Source organism: Achromobacter sp. 1011811831, assembly GCF_059760905.1.
In genome coordinates this window covers 18,138-40,369 of the sequence record NZ_JCBANG010000047.1, presented here as the reverse complement: position 1 = coordinate 40,369, position 22,232 = coordinate 18,138, and the positions used below count along the sequence as shown (strand labels likewise).

Annotated in this window: 17 protein-coding genes; 10 read left to right on the top strand and 7 right to left on the bottom strand. The window is 69.6% G+C overall.

The genetic code is table 11. The annotated features are described in order from the left end of the window. Positions 1-54 precede the first annotated feature (54 nt). The gene (locus tag AC6LJ9_RS18120) at positions 55-978 is read right to left on the bottom strand and encodes a LysR substrate-binding domain-containing protein (protein ID WP_498148639.1); all 924 of its coding nucleotides are present in this window, start codon (positions 976-978) and stop codon (positions 55-57) included. Positions 979-1,000: 22 nt separating this feature from the next. Beyond that, complete coding sequence (locus AC6LJ9_RS18115; protein WP_498148638.1) at positions 1,001-1,996, bottom strand: LysR substrate-binding domain-containing protein; 996 nt, start codon at positions 1,994-1,996, stop codon at positions 1,001-1,003. A gap of 128 nt (positions 1,997-2,124) precedes the next feature. Between AC6LJ9_RS18115 and AC6LJ9_RS18110 the strand changes: the two genes are divergently transcribed. Further along, entirely contained in the window at positions 2,125-2,751 is a 627-nt protein-coding gene (locus tag AC6LJ9_RS18110) for a glutathione S-transferase family protein (protein WP_212322261.1), read from the top strand. Between the two features lie 124 nt (positions 2,752-2,875). After that, entirely contained in the window at positions 2,876-3,919 is a 1,044-nt protein-coding gene (locus tag AC6LJ9_RS18105; RefSeq protein WP_498148637.1) for an LLM class oxidoreductase, read from the top strand. 650 nt (positions 3,920-4,569) lie between these two features. Here AC6LJ9_RS18105 and ilvD read toward each other — a convergent pair. From ilvD to AC6LJ9_RS18090, 3 genes are all read right to left on the bottom strand, one after another. Next, complete coding sequence (gene ilvD / locus AC6LJ9_RS18100) at positions 4,570-6,432, bottom strand: dihydroxy-acid dehydratase (RefSeq protein ID WP_498148636.1); 1,863 nt, start codon at positions 6,430-6,432, stop codon at positions 4,570-4,572. A gap of 133 nt (positions 6,433-6,565) precedes the next feature. Further along, entirely contained in the window at positions 6,566-7,459 is an 894-nt protein-coding gene (locus AC6LJ9_RS18095) for an AraC family transcriptional regulator (RefSeq protein ID WP_249205363.1), read from the bottom strand. Positions 7,460-7,493: 34 nt separating this feature from the next. After that, positions 7,494-8,384 carry a LysR family transcriptional regulator gene (locus AC6LJ9_RS18090; RefSeq protein ID WP_212320994.1) on the bottom strand — a complete coding sequence of 297 codons (891 nt, stop codon included), beginning with the start codon at positions 8,382-8,384 and terminating at the stop codon, positions 7,494-7,496. A gap of 173 nt (positions 8,385-8,557) precedes the next feature. Between AC6LJ9_RS18090 and AC6LJ9_RS18085 the strand changes: the two genes are divergently transcribed. Next, positions 8,558-9,103, top strand: coding sequence for a GNAT family N-acetyltransferase (locus AC6LJ9_RS18085; protein ID WP_212320996.1), 546 nt, complete (start codon positions 8,558-8,560; stop codon positions 9,101-9,103). A gap of 26 nt (positions 9,104-9,129) precedes the next feature. Continuing rightward, positions 9,130-10,344, top strand: coding sequence for an MFS transporter (locus AC6LJ9_RS18080; protein ID WP_498148645.1), 1,215 nt, complete (start codon positions 9,130-9,132; stop codon positions 10,342-10,344). A 100-nt stretch (positions 10,345-10,444) separates the two neighbouring features. On the opposite strand, the gene queC is transcribed toward AC6LJ9_RS18080, so the two are convergent. After that, on the bottom strand, positions 10,445-11,164 hold the full coding sequence (gene queC, locus AC6LJ9_RS18075) for a 7-cyano-7-deazaguanine synthase QueC (protein ID WP_498148635.1): 720 nt from the start codon (positions 11,162-11,164) through the stop codon (positions 10,445-10,447). Positions 11,165-11,416: 252 nt separating this feature from the next. On the opposite strand from queC, the gene ppc reads away from it, so the two are divergent. From ppc to AC6LJ9_RS18055, 4 genes are all read left to right on the top strand, one after another. Then, positions 11,417-14,272 (top strand): phosphoenolpyruvate carboxylase, encoded by a 2,856-nt coding sequence (gene ppc, locus AC6LJ9_RS18070; protein WP_498148634.1) that lies wholly within the window; start codon positions 11,417-11,419, stop codon positions 14,270-14,272. Positions 14,273-14,408: 136 nt separating this feature from the next. Further along, positions 14,409-14,933: a sigma-70 family RNA polymerase sigma factor gene (locus AC6LJ9_RS18065; RefSeq protein ID WP_498148633.1), complete on the top strand. Its 525-nt coding sequence runs from the start codon at positions 14,409-14,411 to the stop codon at positions 14,931-14,933. Positions 14,934-14,939: 6 nt separating this feature from the next. Beyond that, positions 14,940-15,911 carry a FecR domain-containing protein gene (locus AC6LJ9_RS18060; RefSeq protein WP_498148632.1) on the top strand — a complete coding sequence of 324 codons (972 nt, stop codon included), beginning with the start codon at positions 14,940-14,942 and terminating at the stop codon, positions 15,909-15,911. A gap of 106 nt (positions 15,912-16,017) precedes the next feature. Continuing rightward, positions 16,018-18,474 carry a TonB-dependent siderophore receptor gene (locus AC6LJ9_RS18055; protein ID WP_498148631.1) on the top strand — a complete coding sequence of 819 codons (2,457 nt, stop codon included), beginning with the start codon at positions 16,018-16,020 and terminating at the stop codon, positions 18,472-18,474. A gap of 33 nt (positions 18,475-18,507) precedes the next feature. Here AC6LJ9_RS18055 and AC6LJ9_RS18050 read toward each other — a convergent pair whose 3' ends face one another. Continuing rightward, positions 18,508-19,017, bottom strand: coding sequence for a hypothetical protein (locus tag AC6LJ9_RS18050; protein WP_498148630.1), 510 nt, complete (start codon positions 19,015-19,017; stop codon positions 18,508-18,510). A 467-nt stretch (positions 19,018-19,484) separates the two neighbouring features. Between AC6LJ9_RS18050 and AC6LJ9_RS18045 the strand changes: the two genes are divergently transcribed. Both AC6LJ9_RS18045 and AC6LJ9_RS18040 read left to right on the top strand, forming a co-directional pair. Then, positions 19,485-20,420, top strand: coding sequence for a 3-hydroxyacyl-CoA dehydrogenase family protein (locus AC6LJ9_RS18045; protein WP_498148629.1), 936 nt, complete (start codon positions 19,485-19,487; stop codon positions 20,418-20,420). Between the two features lie 179 nt (positions 20,421-20,599). After that, a complete protein-coding gene (locus AC6LJ9_RS18040; RefSeq protein WP_498148628.1) occupies positions 20,600-21,940 on the top strand; it encodes a short-chain fatty acid transporter in 1,341 nt (446 codons plus the stop codon). Positions 21,941-22,232 lie beyond the last annotated feature (292 nt).

Here is a 22,232-nt window from a genome sequence, read left to right as displayed (position 1 = left end):
CGTAAAATATCGAATTCATGCGCCTGCGAGACGCGCCGGATATCGCCGTGACCGCTATGCGGCGTCGGCCTGGCCCACGGGCCGCGTCGCCTCGCGCAGCGCGGCGATCAGCGAATCCCGTATCGGCGATGCGTCACAAGCCCGCCAGGCCATCAGCAGATCCAGTCGCCGCAGCGCGTCCGGCGCTTCCACCGCGATCGGCCGGAACACCACATCGCCGCGCGGCTCCCGCGCCAGCGAGGCCGGTAGCAGGGCCGCGCCGAAACCCCCGGCCACCAGCGCCACCACCGTCTCCAGCCGCCTCGCTTCCTGCGCCACGCGCGGCGCGAAGCCCGCCGCCAGGCACAGCGACACCAGCTGGTCATGGAAACCCGGGCCGAGCGTGCGCGCCGATGCCACGAACGCATCTTCCCTGAGCGCGGCCAGTTCCACTACGTCGCAATCAGCCAGACGGTGCGAGGCCGGCAAGGCGATCAGCACCGGCTCGCTCAGCAAGGTCTCGAAATGCAGTCTCGGCGCGCTGGCGCCCGGATGGCGCATGAGGCCGATGTCGGCGCGCCCCAGTTCCAGCGCCTCGACCTGCTCGCGCGTGGTCGCCTCGCGCAGCGTGAATGACACGGCGGGATGCGCCGCACGAAAGCGCCGCAACCCGCGCAGCAGCGATTCATAGGGAGAAATATTGACGAAGGTCGCCGTCAGGTGGCCTTCCATGCCCTGCGCCACGCGCCGCGCCTGCGCCACCCCTTCGTCCAGCGCCGCCAGCATGCGTCGCGCCGTCTCCAGGAATGCCGCGCCCGCCGGCGTCAGCGCCACGCTGCGGTTGGTGCGCGCCAGCAAGGGCGCGCCCACCTGCGCCTCCAGCCGCTGGATCGCCTGGCTCAACGGCGGCTGCGCCATGTGCAGGCGCTGGGCCGCGCGGTTGAAATGCAGCTCTTCCGCCACCGCGATGAATTGCCGCAGCAAGCGCGTCTCGATCATGCCTGGCTCCCGCTCATGTGAATCAGCTCCTGCGCTTCGCGGCGCCGCTGGCCGCCGAAGGCCGCTTGCCGCGCGCCGGCGCGGCGGCATGCGCTACGCCTGGCGCCTTGTCCGCGCCTTCCCGCGCCGCATCGTCCAGCGCCGCCTCTTGCGCCACCCACTCCACAAAGGCCCGCACCTCCGGCCGTTCCAGCGCATCGGGCAGCGTCACCGCGTAATACGCGAAGCGCGCCGGCCAGGGCTTGTGCAGCACCTGCACCAGCCTGCCCGCCTCGATCTCGGCGCGCGCATGCTCCTGCGGCACCAGCGCCAGCCCCTGCCCCGCCTCGGCGGCGCGGATCAGCAGGAAGTCATCATCGAAGGACGAACCCTGCCGCGCGCGCGCATCGACCGCCACGTCATGCGCCGCCAGCCACAGCGGCCAGTCCGCGCGGTCGGCATCATGCAGCAGGGGATGGTCCAGGCAATCGGCGGGCGACTTCAAGCCCTTGCGTCGCCCCAGCAGCGCCGGACTCGCCACCGGCACCAGCACCGGCGCCATCAGCCACACCGCGCGCAGGCCGGGATAACGCCCGAGTCCGTGGCGCAGCGCCACGTCCACGCGGTCGCGGCGCAGATCCACCACCGACGACGAGGCCTCGACCCGCAGCTCGATGCGCGGATGTTGCGCGCGAAAACGCGCCAGCCGGGGCACCAGCCACGACGCCGCGAACGACGCCATCGTGCTCACCGTCACGGTCTGCCGCGACGGCGCCCGCGCCAGCATGTCCACCGCCGCCTCGATCTGCGAGAACGCCTGCCGCAGCAGCGGATGCGCCGCCGCGCCGTCCGCCGTCAGGCGCAAGCCCAGGCGCTCGCGCGTGAACAGCGCCACGCCCAGCCGGTCCTCCAGCAAGCGCACCTGCTGGCTGACCGCGCCTGGCGTCACATGCAGGGCCTCGGCGGCCGCCTTGATGCTGCCACGCCGGCCCACCTCGACGAAGGCGCGCAGCGCCGCCAGCGGAATCGAAGAGCTCATGAATATAGTTTTCCTAAATCCAGCGCGCAGAAATCATCGTTTCCCAATGCCGCTGTCACTGACGATGATAGCTCCTGAAAAGCTCAATACAAGTCGTGGCATCGCCGACAGAAATATAGGAAACCTTCATGCTAACGCTCTACACCGACAGCTCACCCAACGGCTTCAAGGCCACCATCGCCCTGGAAGAACTCGGCCTGCCCTACACCCTCAAGCACATCCACATCAACCAGGGAGAACACCGCCAGCCCGACTTCCTGCGGCTGAATCCGCATGGCCGCATCCCCGTCCTCACCGACGACGAGACCGGCATCACCCTGTTCGAATCCGCCGCCATCCTGCTCTACCTGGCCGAGAAAACCGGCCGCCTGCTGCCCGCCGACCCGCGCGCCCGCTGGCAAGCCACGCAATGGCTCATCTTCCACGCCGCCAGCGTCGGCCCGCTGATCGGCCAACGCGTCCACTTCGAAATCTTCGCCACCCACAAAGACCCCATCGCCATCGAACGCTACCGCCGCCTCACGCGCGAAGCCTACGCCACCCTGGACCAGCACCTGGCCAGCGGCCAGCCCCATTTCGCCGGCGACGAATACAGCATCGCCGACATCGCCCACTTCGGCTGGACCCACATCGCCCGCCTCATCGGCTTCGACTTCGACGCCTACCCGCACCTGAGCGACTGGCACGAACGCATCGCCCTCAGACCCGCCGTGCAGCGCGGCATCATGCTCCCGGAGCCTGCCACCGGGGCATGAGTAGGCCCACCCCCGAAGCGCTTGCGCGCTTCCCCCCCCAGGGGGCATGCCTGCGGACCGGCAAAGCCGGCTCCGCGGCATCCGGCTGGCGGATGCACTGATCATCATCATCATCATCATGAATATGAACGCGACTACTACCAACTCTATCGACATGCCGTCCGGCGCCTCCTGGCCCGCGCACGCCCGTCATCCCGGCTACCGCCGCATGTTCGCGCCCGACGCGCTGACGCTGGGCATCTTCCTGCCGCTGCGCTTCTACGAAGGCGACATGCGCGTGCTGGCCGGCCAGTCCCGCCTGGTCAGCGACATCGACGCCCGCGGCTTCGCCGCCGCCTGGGTTCGCGACATCCCGTTGTACGACCCGCGCTTCGGCGACGCCGGCCAGCTCTTCGACCCCTTTACCTACCTGGCCTACCTCGCCGCCAGGACGCAGCGCATTTCCCTGGTAACCGGCAGCGCCATCTTCTCGCTGCGCCACCCGATCGACCTCGCCAAATCCGCCGCCACCATCGACCAACTCTCCGGCGGCCGCCTCGTCATGGGCATCGCCTCCGGCGACCGTCCCATCGAATTCCCCGCCTACGGCCTGCAACACGACCAGCGCGCCGAGCGCTTCGCCCAGGCGGTCGCCGACTTCCGCCGCCTGCTCCAACCCGGCCGCCGCGCCCTGTCCTCGCCGCTCGGCCACATCACCGACGCCGAACTCCTGCCCAAGCCCGCCGCCGGCCCCATCCCCCTGCTCGTCACCGGCGCCAGCGGCCAATCCCCGGACTGGATCGCCGCACACGCCGACGGCTGGCTCACCTATCCCGGCTCGTCCGTCGTCCCCGCAGGCCCCAAGGCCCTGGGCCAGAAAATCCAGGCCTGGCGCGACCGCATCCCCGACGGCGGCTTCCGCCCTCACGCCACCAACGAATGGATAGACCTGGTCGACGACCCCACGCACCCGCCCACTCTGCTGCACGGCGGTTTCATCCTGCAGATCGGCCGCCACGCGCTCATCGATCTGCTCTCACAATGGCAGACTGCCGGCGTCAACCACGTCGCCCTGGGCATCCAGTTCTCGCGCCGCCCCGCCGCCGAAGCCATCCAGGAATTGGCGGAGGAAGTACTGCCGCGCTTCCCGTCGCATGAGGAGGTGCCGCCACTGGATATGGATTGGTAGGCGTGATTGCGAAAGCAGCGTGGGAACTGCTATACGCATGAACGGCGAACAGCAGGCCACGCAGCACACGCCAACACGCACTGCCAGGCAATGCACGCTCTCCCCGCCACACTAGGCAAGACCAGGAGAGGCAAGACAAGACAAGACAAGGCATGCCCCTCAAACAACCAACACCCCACGACGCAAGCCACCACGTAAGCAGAAACTGGCCGCCCGCGCGGCCGGTTTCTGCGGGCGACGCAAGCCTCGCCACCGACCACGGCTCCAGCAACGCCGCATCCTTCGAAACCCGTAGCTCCTCGGGCGGGGCGGCGCGGCTGCGAGCAACCTCGATGCGCCCGAGGGAATCCGAAGGCAGCCGCCGCAGGCGGCAACGAGGATGACAACGGGGAAGTCCGGAGCGAAGGCTCCGGACCGCAATCGTGGGCGCGAGCAGCCGCGACGCCCCGCCCGAGGGGCGGCCCACGAAGCGCCAGCACACAACGCTCAACCAAGCAGCAGCAGCAGCAGCAGTAGCAGTAGCAGTAGCAGCAGCAGCAGCAGCAGTGAAGACAACAGCCTCACAAACCGCCAACACTCAAGCCCTCCCCAAAAAAGACCCAAAAAAAAACGGCGCCACAAAGGCGCCGTCTTCTTCAAACCCAAAACCCTCAACGCTTCTGCTTGAGCTGCGAAAGATCCCGCACCGCCCCCCGATCCGCCGAAGTCGCCAGCGCCGCATAAGCCTGCAAGGCCAGCGACACCACCCGCTCCCGATCCACCGGCTCCCAGGCCTTCTCCCGCGCGTTCATCGCCTCGCGACGCCGCGCCAGCACCTCATCCGACACCGCCAGATGCATCTTGCGCTGCGGAATATCGATCTCGATCACATCGCCGTCTTCCACCAGCCCGATCGTGCCGCCCTCGGCCGCCTCCGGCGAAGCATGCCCGATCACCAGTCCCGACGAGCCACCCGAGAAACGCCCGTCCGTGAACAGCGCGCACACCTTGCCCAGCCCCTTGGACTTCAGATAGGACGTCGGATACAGCATCTCCTGCATCCCCGGCCCGCCCTTCGGCCCTTCGTAGCGGATCACCACGACATCGCCGGCGACGACCTTGTCGCCCAGGATGCCTTCCACCGCATCGTCCTGGCTCTCGAACACCCGCGCGCGTCCCGTGAACACCCACTGCGACTCATCCACGCCCGCGGTCTTCACGATGCAACCCTTCTCGGCCAGGTTGCCGTACAGCACCGCCAGCCCGCCGTCCTTCGAATACGCGTTTTCCTTGCTGCGGATGCAACCCGTCTTGCGGTCCGTGTCCAGCGTCAGGAACGTCGCGTCCTGGCTGAACGCCACCGTCGTCGGAATGCCGCCAGGCGCCGCCCGATAGAACTTCTGCGCCTCCTCGCCGGCATCGCCCGCCACGTCCCACTGCGCGATCGCATTGCCCAGCGTGCCGCTGTGCACATTGCCGCAGGACAGGTCCAGCAGATCCGCGCGCGCCAGCTCGCCCAGGATGCCCAGGATGCCGCCCGCGCGATGCACGTCTTCAATGTGGTACTTGTCGGTTGCCGGCGCCGCCTTGCACAGGCACGGCACCTTGCGCGAAATGCGGTCGATGTCGGCCATCGTGAAATCCACGCCCGCTTCCTGCGCCGCGGCCAGCAGGTGCAGCACCGTGTTGGTCGAGCCGCCCATCGCCACGTCCAGCGCCATCGCGTTCTCGAACGCGCTCTTGGTGGCGATGTTGCGCGGCAGGACCGACGCGTCCTCTTCCTGGTAATAGCGGCGGCACAGATCCACCACCAGGCGGCCGGCCTGCTCGAACAGGCCCTTGCGCCATGCGTGCGTGGCCACGATCGTGCCGTTGCCCGGCAGCGCCAGGCCGATGGCCTCGGTCAGACAGTTCATCGAGTTGGCGGTGAACATGCCGGAACAGGAACCGCAGGTCGGGCAGGCGCTGCGCTCGACCTCGGCCACGTCCGCGTCCGACACATTGGGATCGGCCGCCTTGATCATGGCGTCGATCAGGTCGATCTTGGCGATCACCGTGCCGTCCGTCGGCGACTTCACCTTGCCCGCTTCCATCGGGCCGCCCGACACGAACACCACCGGAATGTTCAGACGCATCGCGGCCATCAGCATTCCCGGCGTGATCTTGTCGCAGTTCGAGATGCAGACCATCGCGTCGGCGCAGTGCGCGTTCACCATGTACTCGACCGAGTCGGCGATCAGCTCGCGCGACGGCAGCGAATACAGCATGCCGCCGTGGCCCATGGCGATGCCGTCGTCCACGGCGATGGTGTTGAATTCCTTGGCGACGCCGCCGGCGGCCTCGATTTCCTTGGCGACCAGCGCGCCCAGGTCGCGCAGGTGCACGTGGCCCGGCACGAACTGCGTGAAGGAGTTGACCACCGCGATGATCGGCTTGCCGAAGTCTCCGTCCTTCATGCCGGTGGCGCGCCACAGGGCGCGGGCGCCGGCCATGTTGCGGCCGTGGGTCGAGGTGCGGGAACGGTAGTGCGGCATGATCTTTCTCAGGCGGTTAGCGGGCGGCGAAACGCTAAATAATACGCCGGTTCCGCGCCCGCGCGCCTGAGGACATGCCCGGGAGGCCGCCGTGCGGCGGGTTTGCGTCCGGCCCGCGCCCGGCAGGCGGCCGTCAGGCGGACGCCGCGCCGCGCGCCGCGAAGGCGCTGGGCGGCTCGCCCAGGGCCTTGCGGAACATGGCCGCGAAGGCGCTCGGACTCTCGTAGCCCAGGTCCAGCGCCACGTCCAGCACCCGCTCGCCGCGCGCCAGCCGCTCCATCGCCGCCAGCAGCCGCGCCTGCTGGCGCCAGCGGCCGAAGGTCATGCCGGTATGGCGCAGGAACAGGCGCTGCACCGTCTTGGGATCCACCCCCAATTCAAGGGCCCAGTCGGCCACGCCGTCCTGCCGCTCCGGATGCCGCACGATGGCGCGGCAGATGCGCGCCAGCCGGGGCTCGGCCGGCTGCGGCAAATGCAGCGGCAGCACCGGCTCCTGGCGCAACTCGTCCAGCAGCAGCATCATCAGGCGGCCGTCGCGCGTGCCCGGCTGCCAATCCAGCGGCACCTCGGTCGCCGCCGCCATCAGCTCGCGCAGCAGCGGCGAGATCGACAGCACGCAGCATTGCGTGGGCAGGTGCGCGGCCGCGCCCGGCTCGACGAACACCGTGCGCATGCGCGGCTCGCCGCTCATGCGGATGCCGTGCGCCACCCAGGCCGGCACCCACACGCCGCGCGTGGGCGGCACCACCCAGATGCCCGCCTCGGTCTCCACCACCATCACGCCCGAAATCGCGTAGAGCAGCTGCGCGCGGCGATGACGATGGCGGCGCACGCGGTGGCCGTCCTCGTAGTCCACCGCCAGTCCGGCCACGGGCCGCGCCGAGGCTTCGTAGGGGAACAGGTCCAGGTTCGCGGGCGTGCGCGGACCGTTGCGTGGCGCGTCGCCGGCACCGCTGGCGGCGGCGCGACTGCGCGCCGGCGCGGCGCTGGCGGCCGGCGGGGGGATGTCCGTTTTTCGACGATTCATGGATGGATGCCGTTGAACACCCCATTCTAGGCGTTCAGGCCCGCAAGCCCAGCAAAGCCTCGCGCAAGTGCCGCAGCCCGCGGCTGAGCGGCTTGTCGCCGCGCATGACGATGGCCAGCGTGCGCGCCAGGCGCGGTGCCAATGGCAACACGGTCAGCGCGTCGCGCCGGCCCGCGCCCGACACCGCCAGCCTGGGCAGCACGGCGCAGCCCAGGCCGGCGGCCACGATCTCCTTCATGGCCTCGGTGCTGCCCAGCTCCATCACCGGCTTGGCCGCCAGGCCGGCCTCCTCGAACCAGTCATCCACCAGCCGCCGCGTGCGTGCGCCCGGCTCGAACAGCACCAGCGGCAGCGCCGCCAGCGCCTGCGGCGTGGCGCTGGCCGGAATCGCGATCGGTCCGCGCGCCGGGAAGATCGCCACGAACTCGTCCTCCAGCAGCGGCTCGACCTGGAACATGCGGCCCGGCGCCGGCATCGTCACCAGGCCGATATCCAGCGTGTTGTTCTCCAGCCCGCGCAGCATGTCGGCCGTGTTGCCCGTGCTGGCCACGACCTCCAGCGCCGGGAAGCGCCGCCGCAGGTCCGCCAGCAGCGGCGGCAGCAGGTAGGTGCAAGCGGTGGCGCCCGTGCCCAGCCGCAACCGGCCGCTGACCTGCGAGGCATGCGCCGTCATGGCCTGCTCGGCCTGGGCCAGCGTCGCGTCGATGGCGCGGATGTGCGTGAGCAGTTCCAGCCCGGCCGCCGTCGGACGGGCGCGCCGGCCGACGCGCTCGACCAGCTTCAGCCCGTAGCGCCGCTCCAGCTGCCGCACCTGCAGGCTGACCGCCGGCTGCGTCACGCCGTTGCGCTCGGCGGCGGCGGAAAAGCTGCCCAGTTCCGCCACCTGCGCGAACATGCGCAAATGATCCAGGTTCAATCCACGCATGATCCCAAATCCAAAATTTTTCTTATGTAATTCATAATAGACCAAAGCTTTATTAATAGGTCTGCTTGCCTCACACTGACGGCTTATGGATTGCGCCGTCGGCCCGGATGCCGGCGGTCCTTGATCCGACGGCACTTCCTCCGCCGTTTTTTTATTCCTGCGTCGAGCCCTTCATGCCTGCCCCCGCCCCCGCCATCCTCGTTCGCGACAGCGTCGACGCCGACCTGCCCGCCATCAAGGCCATCTACGCCCATCACGTGCAGCACGGCACGGCCTCCTTCGAGCTGGATCCGCCGTCCATCGAGGAAATGCGCCAGCGCCGCGCCGCCGTGCTGGCCCAGGGCATGCCCTACCTGGCGGCCGAGATCGACGGCGAGGTGGTCGGCTATGCCTACGCCACGCCGTACCGCCCGCGCCCGGCCTACCGCCACACGGTGGAAGACTCGGTCTACGTGAAGACCGGCCGCGGCGGACTCGGCATCGGCGGCAAGCTGCTGGCCGCGCTGGTCGAGCGCTGCGCGGCCGAGGGCTGGCGCCAGATGCTGGCAGTGGTGGGCGACAGCCGCAACGCGGCCTCGCTGGCGCTGCACGCCAGCCAGGGCTTCCATCCCGTGGGCACGCTGCGGTCGGTCGGCCACAAGCATGGCGAATGGCGCGACACGGTGCTGATGCAGCGCGCGCTGGGCGACGGCGACGCCACGCCGCCGGGCCGGCCGTGAGCCCGCCCCGGGACGCGGCCGGCGGCCTGCCTGCCGTCGCTCCCGTCCGTCCGCCGGTCGGCGCCCGGGCCATCGTCTGCCTGGGCCTGTCTCAGCTGATCGGCTGGGGCGTCACCTTCTACCTGATCGGCGCGCTCGGTCCGGCGATCACCGCCGGCCTGGGCTGGAACTCGGCCGCCGTCTATGGCGGCTTCTCGGCCGCCATCGTGACCATGGCGCTGGTTTCGCCCATCGCCGGCGTGGCGGTGGATCGATGGGGCGGCCGCCGCGTGATGCCGGCCGGCGCGCTGCTCTCGGCGCTGGGCTGCGTGGCGCTGGCCTCGGCCCATGCGCTGCCGCACTATTACCTGGCCTGGGCCGTGCTGGGCACGGGCATGCGGCTGAGCCTGTACGACGCGGCCTTCGCCTCGCTGGCCCGCGCCGCCGGGCCGACCGCCCGCCGGCCCATGTCGCAGATCACCCTGTTCGGCGGGCTGGCGTCCACCGTGATGTGGCCGGTCGGGCACCTGCTCGCCGAATGGCTGGGCTGGCGCGGCGCGGTGCTGGCCTATGGCGCGCTGGCGCTGGCGACCGCGCCGCTGTTCCTGGCGCTGCCGCGCCAGCGCTACGCCGCGTCCGCGCCGCAGGCCGGCGCGGCGGCTGGCGGCCTGGCGCGCAGCCAGGGCGAGCGCCGGCTGGCCGGCGCCTTGTACGCGCTGATCGCGATGCTGACGAATTTCCTGGCGGCGGGCAACGCCGCCCATCTGATCTCCATCCTGACCGGCCTGGGACTGGCGGCGGCGGCGGCCGTGGGCGTGGCCGCGCTCTGGGGCGTGGGCCAGTTCTCCGGCCGGCTGGTCGATGTGGCGCTGGGCGGGCGGCTGCATCCGCTGACAATGACGCTGATCGTGTGCCTGCTGCTGCCGCTGTCCTTCGCGCTGGCGCTGGCCTCGGATGGCGACGTGGCCATGCTGGCGGTCTATGCGCTGGCTTACGGCGCCTGCAACGGTCTGCTGACCATCGCGCGCGGCACGCTGCCGCTGGCGCTGTTCGACTACCGCAGCTACGGCGCGGTGGTGGGCGGACTGCTGATCCCCAGCTTCCTGCTGACCGCCGCCGCGCCGGTGGCCTATGCGCAGATGGTCGAGCGTTATGGCGCGCGCGGCGCGATCGGCCTGTCGACCGCACTCGCGGCCGGCATCCTGGCCTGCGCCGCGGTCCTGCGCTGGCGCTTCATCGGCCGGGCCAGGCAAGGCGGCTGAGCCGCGTCACCGCGCGCGCCGGAAACACAGAGCGCCGGAAACACGGAATGCGCGTAATCCCTGGACCGCGCCGGCGCGCAAGCCCCGACGCGTCCGGACGTCAGCCGGCCTGGCGGCCGCCCGCGTCCCACTTGGCCCAGCCGGCCTTGCGCAGCTTGCAGGCCGGGCATTCGCCGCAGCCGTAGCCCCAGTCGTGGCGCGCGCCGCGCTCGCCCAGATAGCAGGTGTGGCTGTCCTCGACCACGATGTCCACCAGCGCGTCGCCGCCCAGCTTGCGGGCCAGCGCCCAGGTCTCGGACTTGTCGATCCACATCAGCGGCGTCTCGATGGTGACGCGCGCGCCCAGGCCCAGGCCCAGCGCCACCTGTTGCGCCTTGATGGTGTCGTCGCGGCAATCGGGATAGCCGGAAAAATCGGTTTCGCACATGCCGCCCACCAGCACGTCCAGCTGGCGGCGATAGCCCAGCGCGGCGGCCAGCGTCAGGAACAGCAGGTTGCGGCCCGGCACGAAGGTATTGGGCAGGCCATTGGCCTGCATCTCGATGGCGCGGTCGCTGGTCATGGCGGTGTCGCCCACCTGGCCCAGCACTTTCAAGTCCAGCAGATGGTCCTCGCCCAGGCGCGGCGCCCAGTCGGGAAAGCGGTCGCGGATGCGGGCCAGCACGGTCAGGCGCGCGTCCAGCTCGATACGGTGGCGCTGGCCGTAGTCGAACGCCACGGTTTCCACATGCGCATAGCGCTCCAGCGCCCAGGCCAGACAGGTGGTGGAATCCTGCCCGCCGGAAAACAGCACGAGCGCGCGACGTTGATGGTTTTGCATAAAGGGGGTTTATCGAATTACGAAGGGATCAGTCGCACTTTAACGCAGCGCCCGGCGTTTCCCGTAAGGATCGCTGCGTAAAATCGAAGCGCTTTTCCTTTCTGGTGTTGTTGCTCCACGCGTTTTTCGTCGCCGGGCCATCCCAAGACGAAAACCGCCGCCCCGCCGGGGCGGCAGGCGCACATGGCGCGCGGCGTGGAGCCCCGATCCCCCTCCCTGTTCCATCCACCCCGTCCGACGGATACCCGCCCGATGAATGCCAGCAGCAGCCGCCCGCAGTCCGATTCCGCTGAACCCTTGCGTCACGATATCCGGCTGTTGGGCCGGCTGTTGGGGACAGTCATCGCGGAATGCGAGGGCAAGCGGGTGTTCGACACCATCGAGACGCTGCGCCGCACCGCGGTGAAGTTCCGCCGCGAGGGCAACGACGCCGACGGCAAGCTGCTGCAGGAGCGCGTCAAGCGATTGCAGGGCAGCGACCCGAACTCGGTGGCGCGCGCCTTCAGCTACTTCCTGCACCTGTCCAACATCGCCGAGGACCGCGACCAGAACCGCCGCCAGCGCGCCCGCGCCCTGGCCGACCCGGCGCCGTCGCGCGGCAGCCTGCGCGAGACCGTGCAGACGCTGGGCCGCCACGGCGTCGGTCCGGCCCGCATCCGCCGCCTGCTGGCCGAGGCCTGCGTGATGCCGGTGCTGACCGCCCACCCCACCGAAGTGCAGCGCAAGAGCACGCTGGACGAACACCGCGAGATCGCCCAGGCGCTGGCCCACCGCGACGCCACGCTCACCCCCGAGGAGCTGGCCGAGATCGACGCCACGCTGCTGGGCCGCGTGGCCACGCTGTGGCAGACCCGCATGCTGCGCTACACCCGCCTGACGGTGGCCGACGAGATCGAGAACGCGCTGTCCTATTACCGCAGCACCTTCCTGCAGGCGATTCCGCGCCTGTACGGCGACCTGTCGCGCCTCTTGAACCGCGAATCGGCCAAGCCCTTCGCCGCGCCGCCCCCGCCGCTGGAGCCGTTCCTGCGCATGGGCAGCTGGATCGGCGGCGACCGCGACGGCAATCCCAACGTCGACGCCGGCACGCTGGAACGCGCGCTGCTGCGCCAGGCCACGGTGCTGTTCGAACACTATCTGCAGGAGGTCCACGCGCTGGGCGCGGACCTGTCCATGACCACGCTGCTGATCGCCGCCGACCCGGACCTGCAGGCGCTGGCCGACCATAGCGGCGACGACTCGCCGCACCGCGCCGACGAGCCCTACCGCCGCGCGCTGGTCGGCGTGTACGCCCGCCTGGCCGCCACCGCCCAGGCCCTGACCGGCCAGAACCTGGCCCGCCGCAGCACCGTGGCGGCCCAGGCCTATGACGGCCCCGAGGCCTTCGCCGCCGACCTGGCGCTGGTCGCCAAGTCGCTGGCCGCCCACCACGGCGCGCCCATCGTGCGGCTGCGCCTGGCCGGGCTGCTGCAGGCGGTGGAGGTGTTCGGCTTCCATCTGGCCACGGTGGACCTGCGCCAGAGTTCCGACGTGCACGAGCGCGCGCTGGCCGAGCTGTACACCCGCGCCGGCACCCAACACGAAGGCCAGCCGCTGGACTACCTGGCGCTGGACGAGGACGCGCGCGTGGCGCTGTTGCGCGCCGAGCTGGCGCAGGCGCGCCCGCTGGCCTCGCCCTGGATCGCCTACAGCGAGGACACCACCCGCGAGCTGGCGGTGCTGCGCGCCGCCGCGGCCGGCCGGGCGCGCTACGGCAAGCAGGCCGTGCGCCAGACCATCGTGTCCCACACCGAGACGCTGAGCGACCTGCTGGAAGTGATGGTGCTGCAGAAGGAAGCCGGCCTGATCGCGCCGGCCGGCGCGCCGATCCAGGACGACGACGGCCTCATGGTGGTGCCGCTGTTCGAGACCATCCCCGACCTGCAGCGCGGCGCGGCCATCATGGCGGCCTGGCTCGACCTGCCCGAGATCCGCGAACGCGTGAAGCGCGCGCAGCACGGCGCGCAGGAAGTCATGCTGGGCTATTCCGACAGCAACAAGGACGGCGGTTTCCTGACCTCGAACTGGTCGCTGTACCAGGCCGAGCGCGAGCTGGTGGACGTGTTCTCCGCGCGCCATGTGCGCCTGCGCCTGTTCCACGGCCGCGGCGGTTCGGTGGGACGCGGCGGCGGCTCCAGCTTCGACGCCATCCTGGCCCAGCCGCCGGGCACGGTGGCCGGCCAGCTGCGCCTGACCGAGCAGGGCGAAGTGATCCAGAGCAAGTACAAGGACGCCGAGATCGGCCGCTGGCACCTTGAGCTGCTGGTCGCGGCCACGCTCGAATCCAGCCTGGCGCCGCGCGCCGAGGCCGCCAGCGCCGAAGACGCGCACATGGCGCGCCACGGCCAGGCCATGTCCTTCATGTCCGAGACCGCGCAGCGCACCTATCGCGGCCTGGTCTACGAAACGCCGGGCTTCGCCGAATACTTCTTCGCGTCCACGCCCATCAGCGAAATCGCCGGCCTGAACATCGGCTCGCGCCCGGCCTCGCGCAAGAAGGGCCAGCGCATCGAGGACCTGCGCGCCATACCCTGGGGCTTCTCTTGGGCGCAATGCCGGCTGATGCTGACCGGCTGGTACGGCATGGGCTCGGCCATCGAGGCCTATCTGGAAACCGGCGCGCCGGGCGCCCCCGCCTCGCGCCGCGCGCGGCTGGCGCAGCTGCGCGAGATGGCGCGCGAGTGGCCGGCCTTCCGCACACTGCTGTCGAACATGGAAATGGTGCTGGCCAAGTCCGACCTGGCCATCGCCGCGCGCTACGCCCAGCTGGTGCCCAAGCGGGCGCTGCGCGAGCGCATCTTCGGCGCCATCAGCGCCGAGCACGGCCGCACGCTGGCCATGCTCAAGCTGCTGACCCAGCGCGAGCTGCTGGCCGACAATCCCATGCTGCAGGCCTCGCTGCGCGAACGCTTCGCCTACATCGATCCGCTGAACTACCTGCAGATCGAACTGATCCGCCGCCACCGCGCCGCCCAGCGCGAACCGGACGCGGCCGTGGACGAACGCGTGCAGCGCGCCATCCACCTGACCATCAACGGCATCGCGGCGGGGCTGCGCAACTCGGGTTGAGGCTCGCGCCCCTCGGCGGGCCCGCCTTCCGCGCGGCGGCGCCGGCATTGCCGGAGCCGCCACTCGCGCTATAGAATGAGGATTATTCTCATTTTCAGCGCAAGGCCCTCGGCGCCGCCGCGCCGGAGGCATCCCCATGTCGGTCCAAGAATCCGCCCTGCCGCGCCAGGGCATCGAAGGCCTGTATGCCGAACACCACGGCTGGCTGCGCGGCTGGTTGCGCAGCCGGCTGGGCAATGCCTTCGACGCCGCCGACCTGGCGCACGACACCTACCTTCGCATCCTGAGCAGCGGCCGCATGCCCGAGCCGCAGCAATCGCGCCAGCACCTGGCGCAGATCGCCAAGGGACTGGTGATCGACCTGTACCGCCGCCGCCAGATCGAGGCCGCCTACCTGGAAGCGCTGGCCCGGCTGCCGCAGCCGCTGGCGCCGTCCGCCGAGGATTGCGCGCTGGCGGTGCAGGCCCTGGTCGATATCGACGCCGTGCTGAACGGCCTGCCGCCCAAGGCGCGCGAGGCCCTGCTGCTGTGCAAGCTGGACGGCCTGAGCTACCGCGACATCGCCGCGCGCCTGCGCGTCTCGGTCTCGTCGGTGGAAAAGTACGTGGCGACCGCCCTGCTGGCCTGCTGTCAGGCCCAGCTGGCGCTGCCGCGCGACTAGCCGGCCATGCCCGCCGCCACGCTTGCTGTCGATCCCGCCATCGCCCGGCGCGCCGCCGAATGGATGGCCCGCCTGTGGTCGGATGACGCCAGCGAGCAGGACCGCGCCGACTGCGCGCGCTGGCGGGCGCAGCATCCCGATCATGAACGGGCCTGGCAAACCCTGTTGGCGTTCGAGGACAAGCTGGCGGGCGTGCAGCCGCAGGCGGGCGGCCATGCCTTGCGCCGCGCCGTATCCGGCACGGGACGGCGCCGCGCCATGCGCATGCTGGGGCTGGGCGCGCTGCTGGCGGGTTCCGGCTATGCCCTGCGCGGCACCGACGCCTGGCGCGGCGTCACGGCCGACTACCACAGCGGCACCGGGGAAATCCGCGCGCTGACGCTATCCGACGGTACGCGCCTCACGCTGTCCACCGGCACGGCGATCGACCTGCGCTTTGACGCGAACGAGCGCCTGGTGGTGCTGCTGGCGGGTGAAATCCTGGTCGCCACCGCGCCCGATCCCGCCGCCACGCCGAGGCCGTTCCGGGTGCGCAGCCGGCACGGCACCGTGCAGGCGCTGGGTACGCGCTTCACGGTCCGCGAATACGACGAGGATGCGCGCGTGGCGGTGTTCGAGGGAGCGGTTGAAATCCGCCCCGCCGGCGCGCCCGACGCCGCCATCCGCCTGGATGCGGGCCAGGGCTCGCGCTTTTCCCGCCACCGGGCCGACACGCCCGCCCCTGTCAGCGAGGACGCGGCATCCTGGAGCCAAGGCGTGCTGGTGGCCGACGCCTGGCGGCTGGACGACTTCCTGGCCGAGCTGGGCCGCTACCGGCCCGGCCTGCTGCGCTGCGACCCCGCCGTCGCGGACCTGCGCGTGAGCGGCGTCTTCCCGCTGCGCGATACCGACCGGGCGCTGCACAACCTGGAACGCGGCCTGCCCGTGACCGTGGTGTATCGGACGCGCTACTGGGTGACGCTGCGGCCGGCGGACTGAACGCGGCGGTTACAAAATTTCCGACGACCCGATTGAGGATCCGGCCATCTCGTCCGGGATACAGGGACTTCCCTCCACTTCCCGCACGCAAGCAAGGCACGGAACCATGTCCCCGCTATCTCCTCCCGCCCTTTCCCCCCAGGCCGCCCGGACGCGCCGCAAAGCGCCTCTCTCCCAGGATCTGGCGCGGGCCGCCGCCAGCCTGGCGCTGATCGCCGGCGCCGCGCTCGCCGCCGCGCCCGCGGCGGTCCTCGCCCAAACCACGGAAAGCCGGCGCGGCGTCGCGATCGCCGCCGGCCCGCTGGGCCAGGCGCTGAACGCCTACGCCAGCGCGGCCGGCGTCGAGCTGACCATGGACGCCAGCCTGCTGCAGGGCAAGCGCAGCGCCGGGCTGTCCGGCAGCTACACCGTGGCGGAAGGCTTCGCCGAACTGCTGCGCGGCCAGGGACTGCGCGCCGCGCGCGAAGCGAACGGCAGCTACACGCTCAAGCCCGCGCCGCCGCAGGACGCCGCCTTGCTGGAGCCCGTGACCGTCACCGGCGCCCAGGCGGAAACCGCCGCCGGCCCGTTCCCCGGCTATGCGGCACGCCTTAGCGCCACCGGCACCAAGACCGACACCCCCCTCATCGAAACGCCGCAATCGATCACCGTGATCGGCGCGCAGGAAATCGAAACGCTGAAGTCTCAAAGCATGCAGGACGCGCTGGGCTATGTGGCCGGCGTGAGTCGCGCCGAGGGCATCGACCGGACGACGGACAGCCTGTTCCTGCGGGGTTTTCGCTCGAACCAGGGCAGCTACTACCGCGACGGCTCGCTTTACACCGTGAACATCTACAACGGCAGGCAGGAACCCTACGGCCTGGAACGGATCGAGTTCCTGAAGGGCGCCTCGTCCGTGCTGTATGGCGCGATGCCGCCGGGCGGTGTCATCAATACGGTCAGCAAGCGTCCGACCGTCGAGCCGCTGCGCGAGCTCAATGTGGAAGCGGGCAGCTTCCGGCGCAGGCAGGTGTCCGCCGACTTCGGCGGCGCGCTGGATCAGGACGGCACCTGGTCCTATCGCCTGACCGCGCTCAGGCGCGACAGCGATACCTTCGTCGACCACGTGCCCGACGACCGGACCTACGTCGCGCCGGCCATCAAGTGGCAACCGAACGAGGCGACCTCGCTGACATTGCTGGCCGAATACCAGCAAGACCGGACCGTCTACGTCTATGGCCTGCCGGCGCAGGGTACGGTGCTGCCGAACCCCAACGGCCGCATCCCGCGCAACCGGTACACCGGCGAACCCGGATTGGACGAGTTCAAGATGAAGCGCTATTCGGTCGGCTACCTGTTCGAGCATGCGTTCTCCAGCCAGTTGAAGCTGCGGCACAACCTGCGCTACATCAACGCGAAGAGCGACTATGGCTCCACCGATATCTGGCAACTGATGCCGGACGGACGTCGCACCGCGGACCGCGGTTTCTCCCCGCGCGTGGATCGCTCATCGGCCGTGTCCACCGACACGTCGCTGCAATACCAGGCACGCACGGGCATCGTCGAACACACGCTGCTGGCCGGGCTGGACTATTCCACGCCCAGGCACGAAACCCGGCGCTATCTCCAGACGCTGGACAACCTGGATCTCTATGACCCGGTCTATGGCAGCCCGCTGGGACCCGTCACGCCCAACATCAACTCGTCGACAAAATCCGACACGAAGCGCCTGGGCATCTATCTCCAGGACCAGATGAAGATCGCCGACAAATGGGTCGTGCTGCTGGGCGGCCGCCAGGACTGGGTGCGCGCCAACGAGCGCAATCTGTTCACCGGCGAGCAATACGCGCAAGACGAGAAGAGCAAGGCCTTCACCGGCCGCGCCGGCCTGGTCTACCTGGCCGACAACGGCCTGGCGCCGTTCCTGAGCTACAGCCAGTCCTTCGAGCCGACCACCGGCCAGGACCGCCAGGGCAGCCGCTTCAAGCCCACCGAAGGCGAGCAATACGAAGCCGGCCTGCGCTACCAGCCGGCGGGCTCCGACACCATGCTGTCGGCCGCCGTGTACCAGCTGACGCGCAAGAACCTCACCGTGCCGGACCCCATGGACACGTCGTACCAGATCCAGGCCGGCAAGGCCCGTTCACGCGGGTTGGAGCTGGAAGCGCGCACCCGCGTCGGCCGCAACGCCAACCTGATCGCCGCCTACGCCTACACCGACGCGCGCACGCTCAAGGCCAGCCCCTTGCAGCCCGACGCCGAAGGCCGGCGCCTGGATTCGGTGCCCTTCAATCAGTTCTCGATCTGGGGGGATTACGGGTTCGGCGATTTCGGCCTGCCGGGCCTGCGCGTCGGCGCCGGCCTGCGCTATGTGGGCAGCACCCGCGGCATGGCGCATGGCACGGCGGTCGAGGTGCCGTCCTTCACGCTGCTCGACGCCATGGTCAGCTACACCACGGGACCGTGGCGCTTCGCGCTGAACGCCACCAACCTGGCCGACAAGACCTACATCGGCAGCTGCACCTACGGCTGCTTCTACGGCGAACCCCGCCGCATCATCGGCACCGCCACCTATCGCTGGTAGCGCACGCGGCGGGCCCGGAACGCCGGGTCCGCGTCAGGACGCCGGGCCGCGCGATTCCATCGCGGCCCGCCACGCGCCATTGACCAGGCGCGCGCGGTACACGTTGCCCTGCGCGCTCAGGTTGCCTTCGTAATAGCTGCCGCGAAAGCGGCAATCGGATTCCGACACGCAATCGATCAGGTCCAGGCCGAACAGCAGCGCCGGCTTGCCGCTGGCGCGGTCCACCACCCGTTCGCCGTTCTTGCCGGCGTCGCAGGCCGAGGCGGGCTTGACCCGCGCCTCATCGCGCAGCGCCTCCAGCACGGACTTGGCCGGATCGCGCAGGTTCCAGCCCACGCCAATGCCGACGCAGAAGGCGGCGGCTCCGCCCTGGATCGCCGAGCCGTTGTCCGCGAACATGGCCTGATAGACCGCGGCGCGGGCGCCAGCTGGCGCCGATGCCGTGGGCGGGCGCTTGGCCATCGAACTGGAGCAGCCCGCGAACGTCAGCGCGGCCGCCAGGATGGCGCAACGCCAAGGCATGGATTGATGTGGGGAATGCATGATGCCCTCCTTTCTGTAGTGCCCGGATCCGGCCGAAGCCGGAAGCGGGCTCGCGCGCAGGCCGGGTCCAGCGCGGCCAGGTCCGCAAGCGCCTCAGCTTACACAGCCACGCGGCTCGCTCCAAGAATATTGACCGGCCTGCACGGCCTGCGGTCCGCGCCTGAATGTGCCGGCAAGGACCGGCTTGGTCGCGGCGACCACGGGCGTGAACGATCTGCGGACCGCTCGGCATCTCCTGATCCCGCCTCCAGACTGTCCACTTGATGAACGCTTGAAAAAGCCGATTTGTCCACCTGCCGCCACTTTTAGTACTATCTTCGACAGAAATTCTATATACGCACAAATGTTCGTATATAGAACAAAAGATTTTTCTGGCCGCGCGCACAGGAAGACGCCACGGAAGAGACAGTCCCAGGTTCCGCGCGCGTCCGCCTCACAGCCGGTCGCCAGCAAGGCAGCGAACCATCATGAATACTCCCCTCAAGCATCTGGCCGTGGTCGGCGCGGGCGGCATGGGCAGCGGCATCGCCGCGCTGTTCGCCGCGCGCGGCGCGCAAGTCGTGCTGATCGACCCGGTGGACGGGGCGCTGGACCGGGCCCGCGCCAGCATCGCGCGCCAGCTTGGCGTGTATGCCGCCGGCGGCGAGGGCGAGGCGATGGCGCGCATCCGCATGTCGCCCGACCTGGAAGCGGCCGCCGATTGCGATCTGGTGATCGAGGCGGTGCCGGAAAACCTGGAACTCAAGCGCGGCATTTTCGCGAAGCTGGACGCCATCTGCGCGCCCGGCGCGATCTTCGCCACCAATACCTCCGGCCTGTCGATCAACGCCCTGGCCAGCGCCGTGACGCGCCGCGAACGCTTCGTCGGCACGCACTTCTTCACGCCCGCCGACGTGATCCCGCTGGTGGAAGTGGTGCGCAACGACGACACCTCGGAAGCCACCGTCGCCGCCGTGATGGACGCGCTGCGCGCCGTCGGCAAGCGGCCCGTGCTGGTGCGCCGCGACATCCCCGGCTTCATCGCCAACCGCATCCAGCACGCGCTGGCGCGCGAAGCGATCTCGCTGCTGGAAAAGGGCGTGGCCAGCGCCGAGGACATCGACGAGGTGGTCAAGTGGAGCCTGGGCATCCGCCTGGCGCTGTCGGGTCCGCTGGAACAGCGCGACATGAACGGCATCGACGTGCACCACGCGATCGCCAGCTATCTGTACCAGGATCTGGAAAACCGCCAGGAGCCGTCCGAGCTGCTGCGCGGCAAGGTCGAGCGCGGCGAGCTGGGCGCCAAGAGCGGCCAGGGCTTCTATGCCTGGAGCCCCGAACGCCGCGAACGCGTGCTGCGCGAGAAGAGCGAGGCGCTGGCCGAACTGGCCTCCTGGCTCGAACGCAAGGCCGGCGGCGGCTGACCGCAGCCGCCACGGCCGCACCGAATATCCACATATAAGGCGCAGGGCACCGACCACTGCCGCCACCGGGCCACGAGTCCGACCACACAAAGAAGACCGCTGTCCCGTCGCCAGGCGCATGCGCCCGGCGTTGGAAACGGCACAGAACCACGCCCTACCCGGAGTTTGCTGGAGGCAACATGAATAAATTGGCGTCCTTTTTCACGGAGCTGATGCGCAAGTATCTGCCCGACCCCTTCGTCTTCGCGATCGCGCTGACGCTGCTCACCGTGCTGCTGGCCATCGGCGTCGAGGGCAAGAGCCTGACGGCCATGACCACGGCCTGGGGCAAGGGCTTCTGGAGCCTGCTGGCCTTCACCACGCAGATGGCCGTGATCCTGGCGATGGGCTACGTGCTGGCCACCGCGCCGCAGACCGACCGCCTGCTGGACCGCATCGTCAGCCACGTGCATCAGCCGCGTACCGCCATCATCGTCGCCACGCTGGTCGGCGGCATCGGCAGCTACCTGAACTGGGGCTTCGGCCTGGTGATCGGCGGCGTGGTCGCCAAGAAGCTGGCGCTGAAGGTCAAGGGCGTGCACTACCCGCTGATCATCGCAGCAGCCTATAGCGGCTTCACCATGTACGGCCTGGGCCTGTCGGCCAGCATCCCCGTGCTGGTCGCCACGCCGGGCCATCCGACTTCCGGCCAGATGGGCGTGATCCCGCTGACCGAAACCATTTTCTCGGTACCCATGCTGATCACCAGCCTGGTCATCATCGTGACGCTGCCGCTGCTGAACGCCTGGCTGCATCCCAAGCTGGGCGACAAGGTCGTGGAAGTGGATCCCGCCATCGACCGCGACGCGACGCAGGCCGGCAGCGCCGACGACATGCTGGAAAAGAACACCATCGCCACCCGCCTGAACAACAGCCGCATCCTGAGCCTGCTGATCGGCCTGATGGGCGTGGGCTACGTGGTGCTGCACTTCACGGGCGGCGGTTCGCTGGACCTGAACCTGATCAACTTCATCATCCTGTTCCTGGGCATCATCCTGCTGGGCACGCCGGCCGCCTACGTGGCCAAGCTGACCGAAGGCATCAAGACCATCTCCGGGATCATCCTGCAATACCCGTTCTACGCCGGCATCATGGCCATCATGGCGGCCTCGGGCCTGGTGACCACCATTTCGAAGATCTTCGTCGACGTGGCCACGCCCGAGACGCTGCCCTTCTGGGGCCTGATCAGCTCCTTCGTCATCAACTTCTTCGCGCCGTCCGCCGGCGGCCACTGGGTGATCCAGGGTCCGTTCATGATCGACGCCGCCAAGGAAATCGGCAGCGCGCTGAACCAGACCACCATGGCCGTGATGCTGGGCAACGCCTGGAACGACCTGGTGCAGCCCTTCTGGATCCTGCCGGCGCTGGCGCTGTCCAAGCTCAAGCTGCGCGACGTGATGGGCTACACGGTGATCATGATGTTGTGGGTGGGCGTGATTCACATCGCCGCCGTCCTGCTTTGGGGCTACGCCACGCATTAGGCCCCCCCGTACGCGCTACGCGCGCCCCCCAGGGGGCGTCACCTACAGACCGGCGGAGCCGGATCTGGTGGTGACCCCGCTTGGGGAGGGTGGCTCGAAATGGAAAGGCCGGTTCTTGCGGAGGATAGGCCCGCCCTACGCGCTCACGCGCGCTCCCCAAGGGCGTCACCTACAGACCGGCGGAGCCGGATCTGGTGGTGACCCCGCTTGGGGAGGGTGGCTCAGATTGGAAGGGCTGGTTCTTGCGAAGTACCAAACGGCCCGAGCAGATTGGCGTGATGCGTTTGCGGGA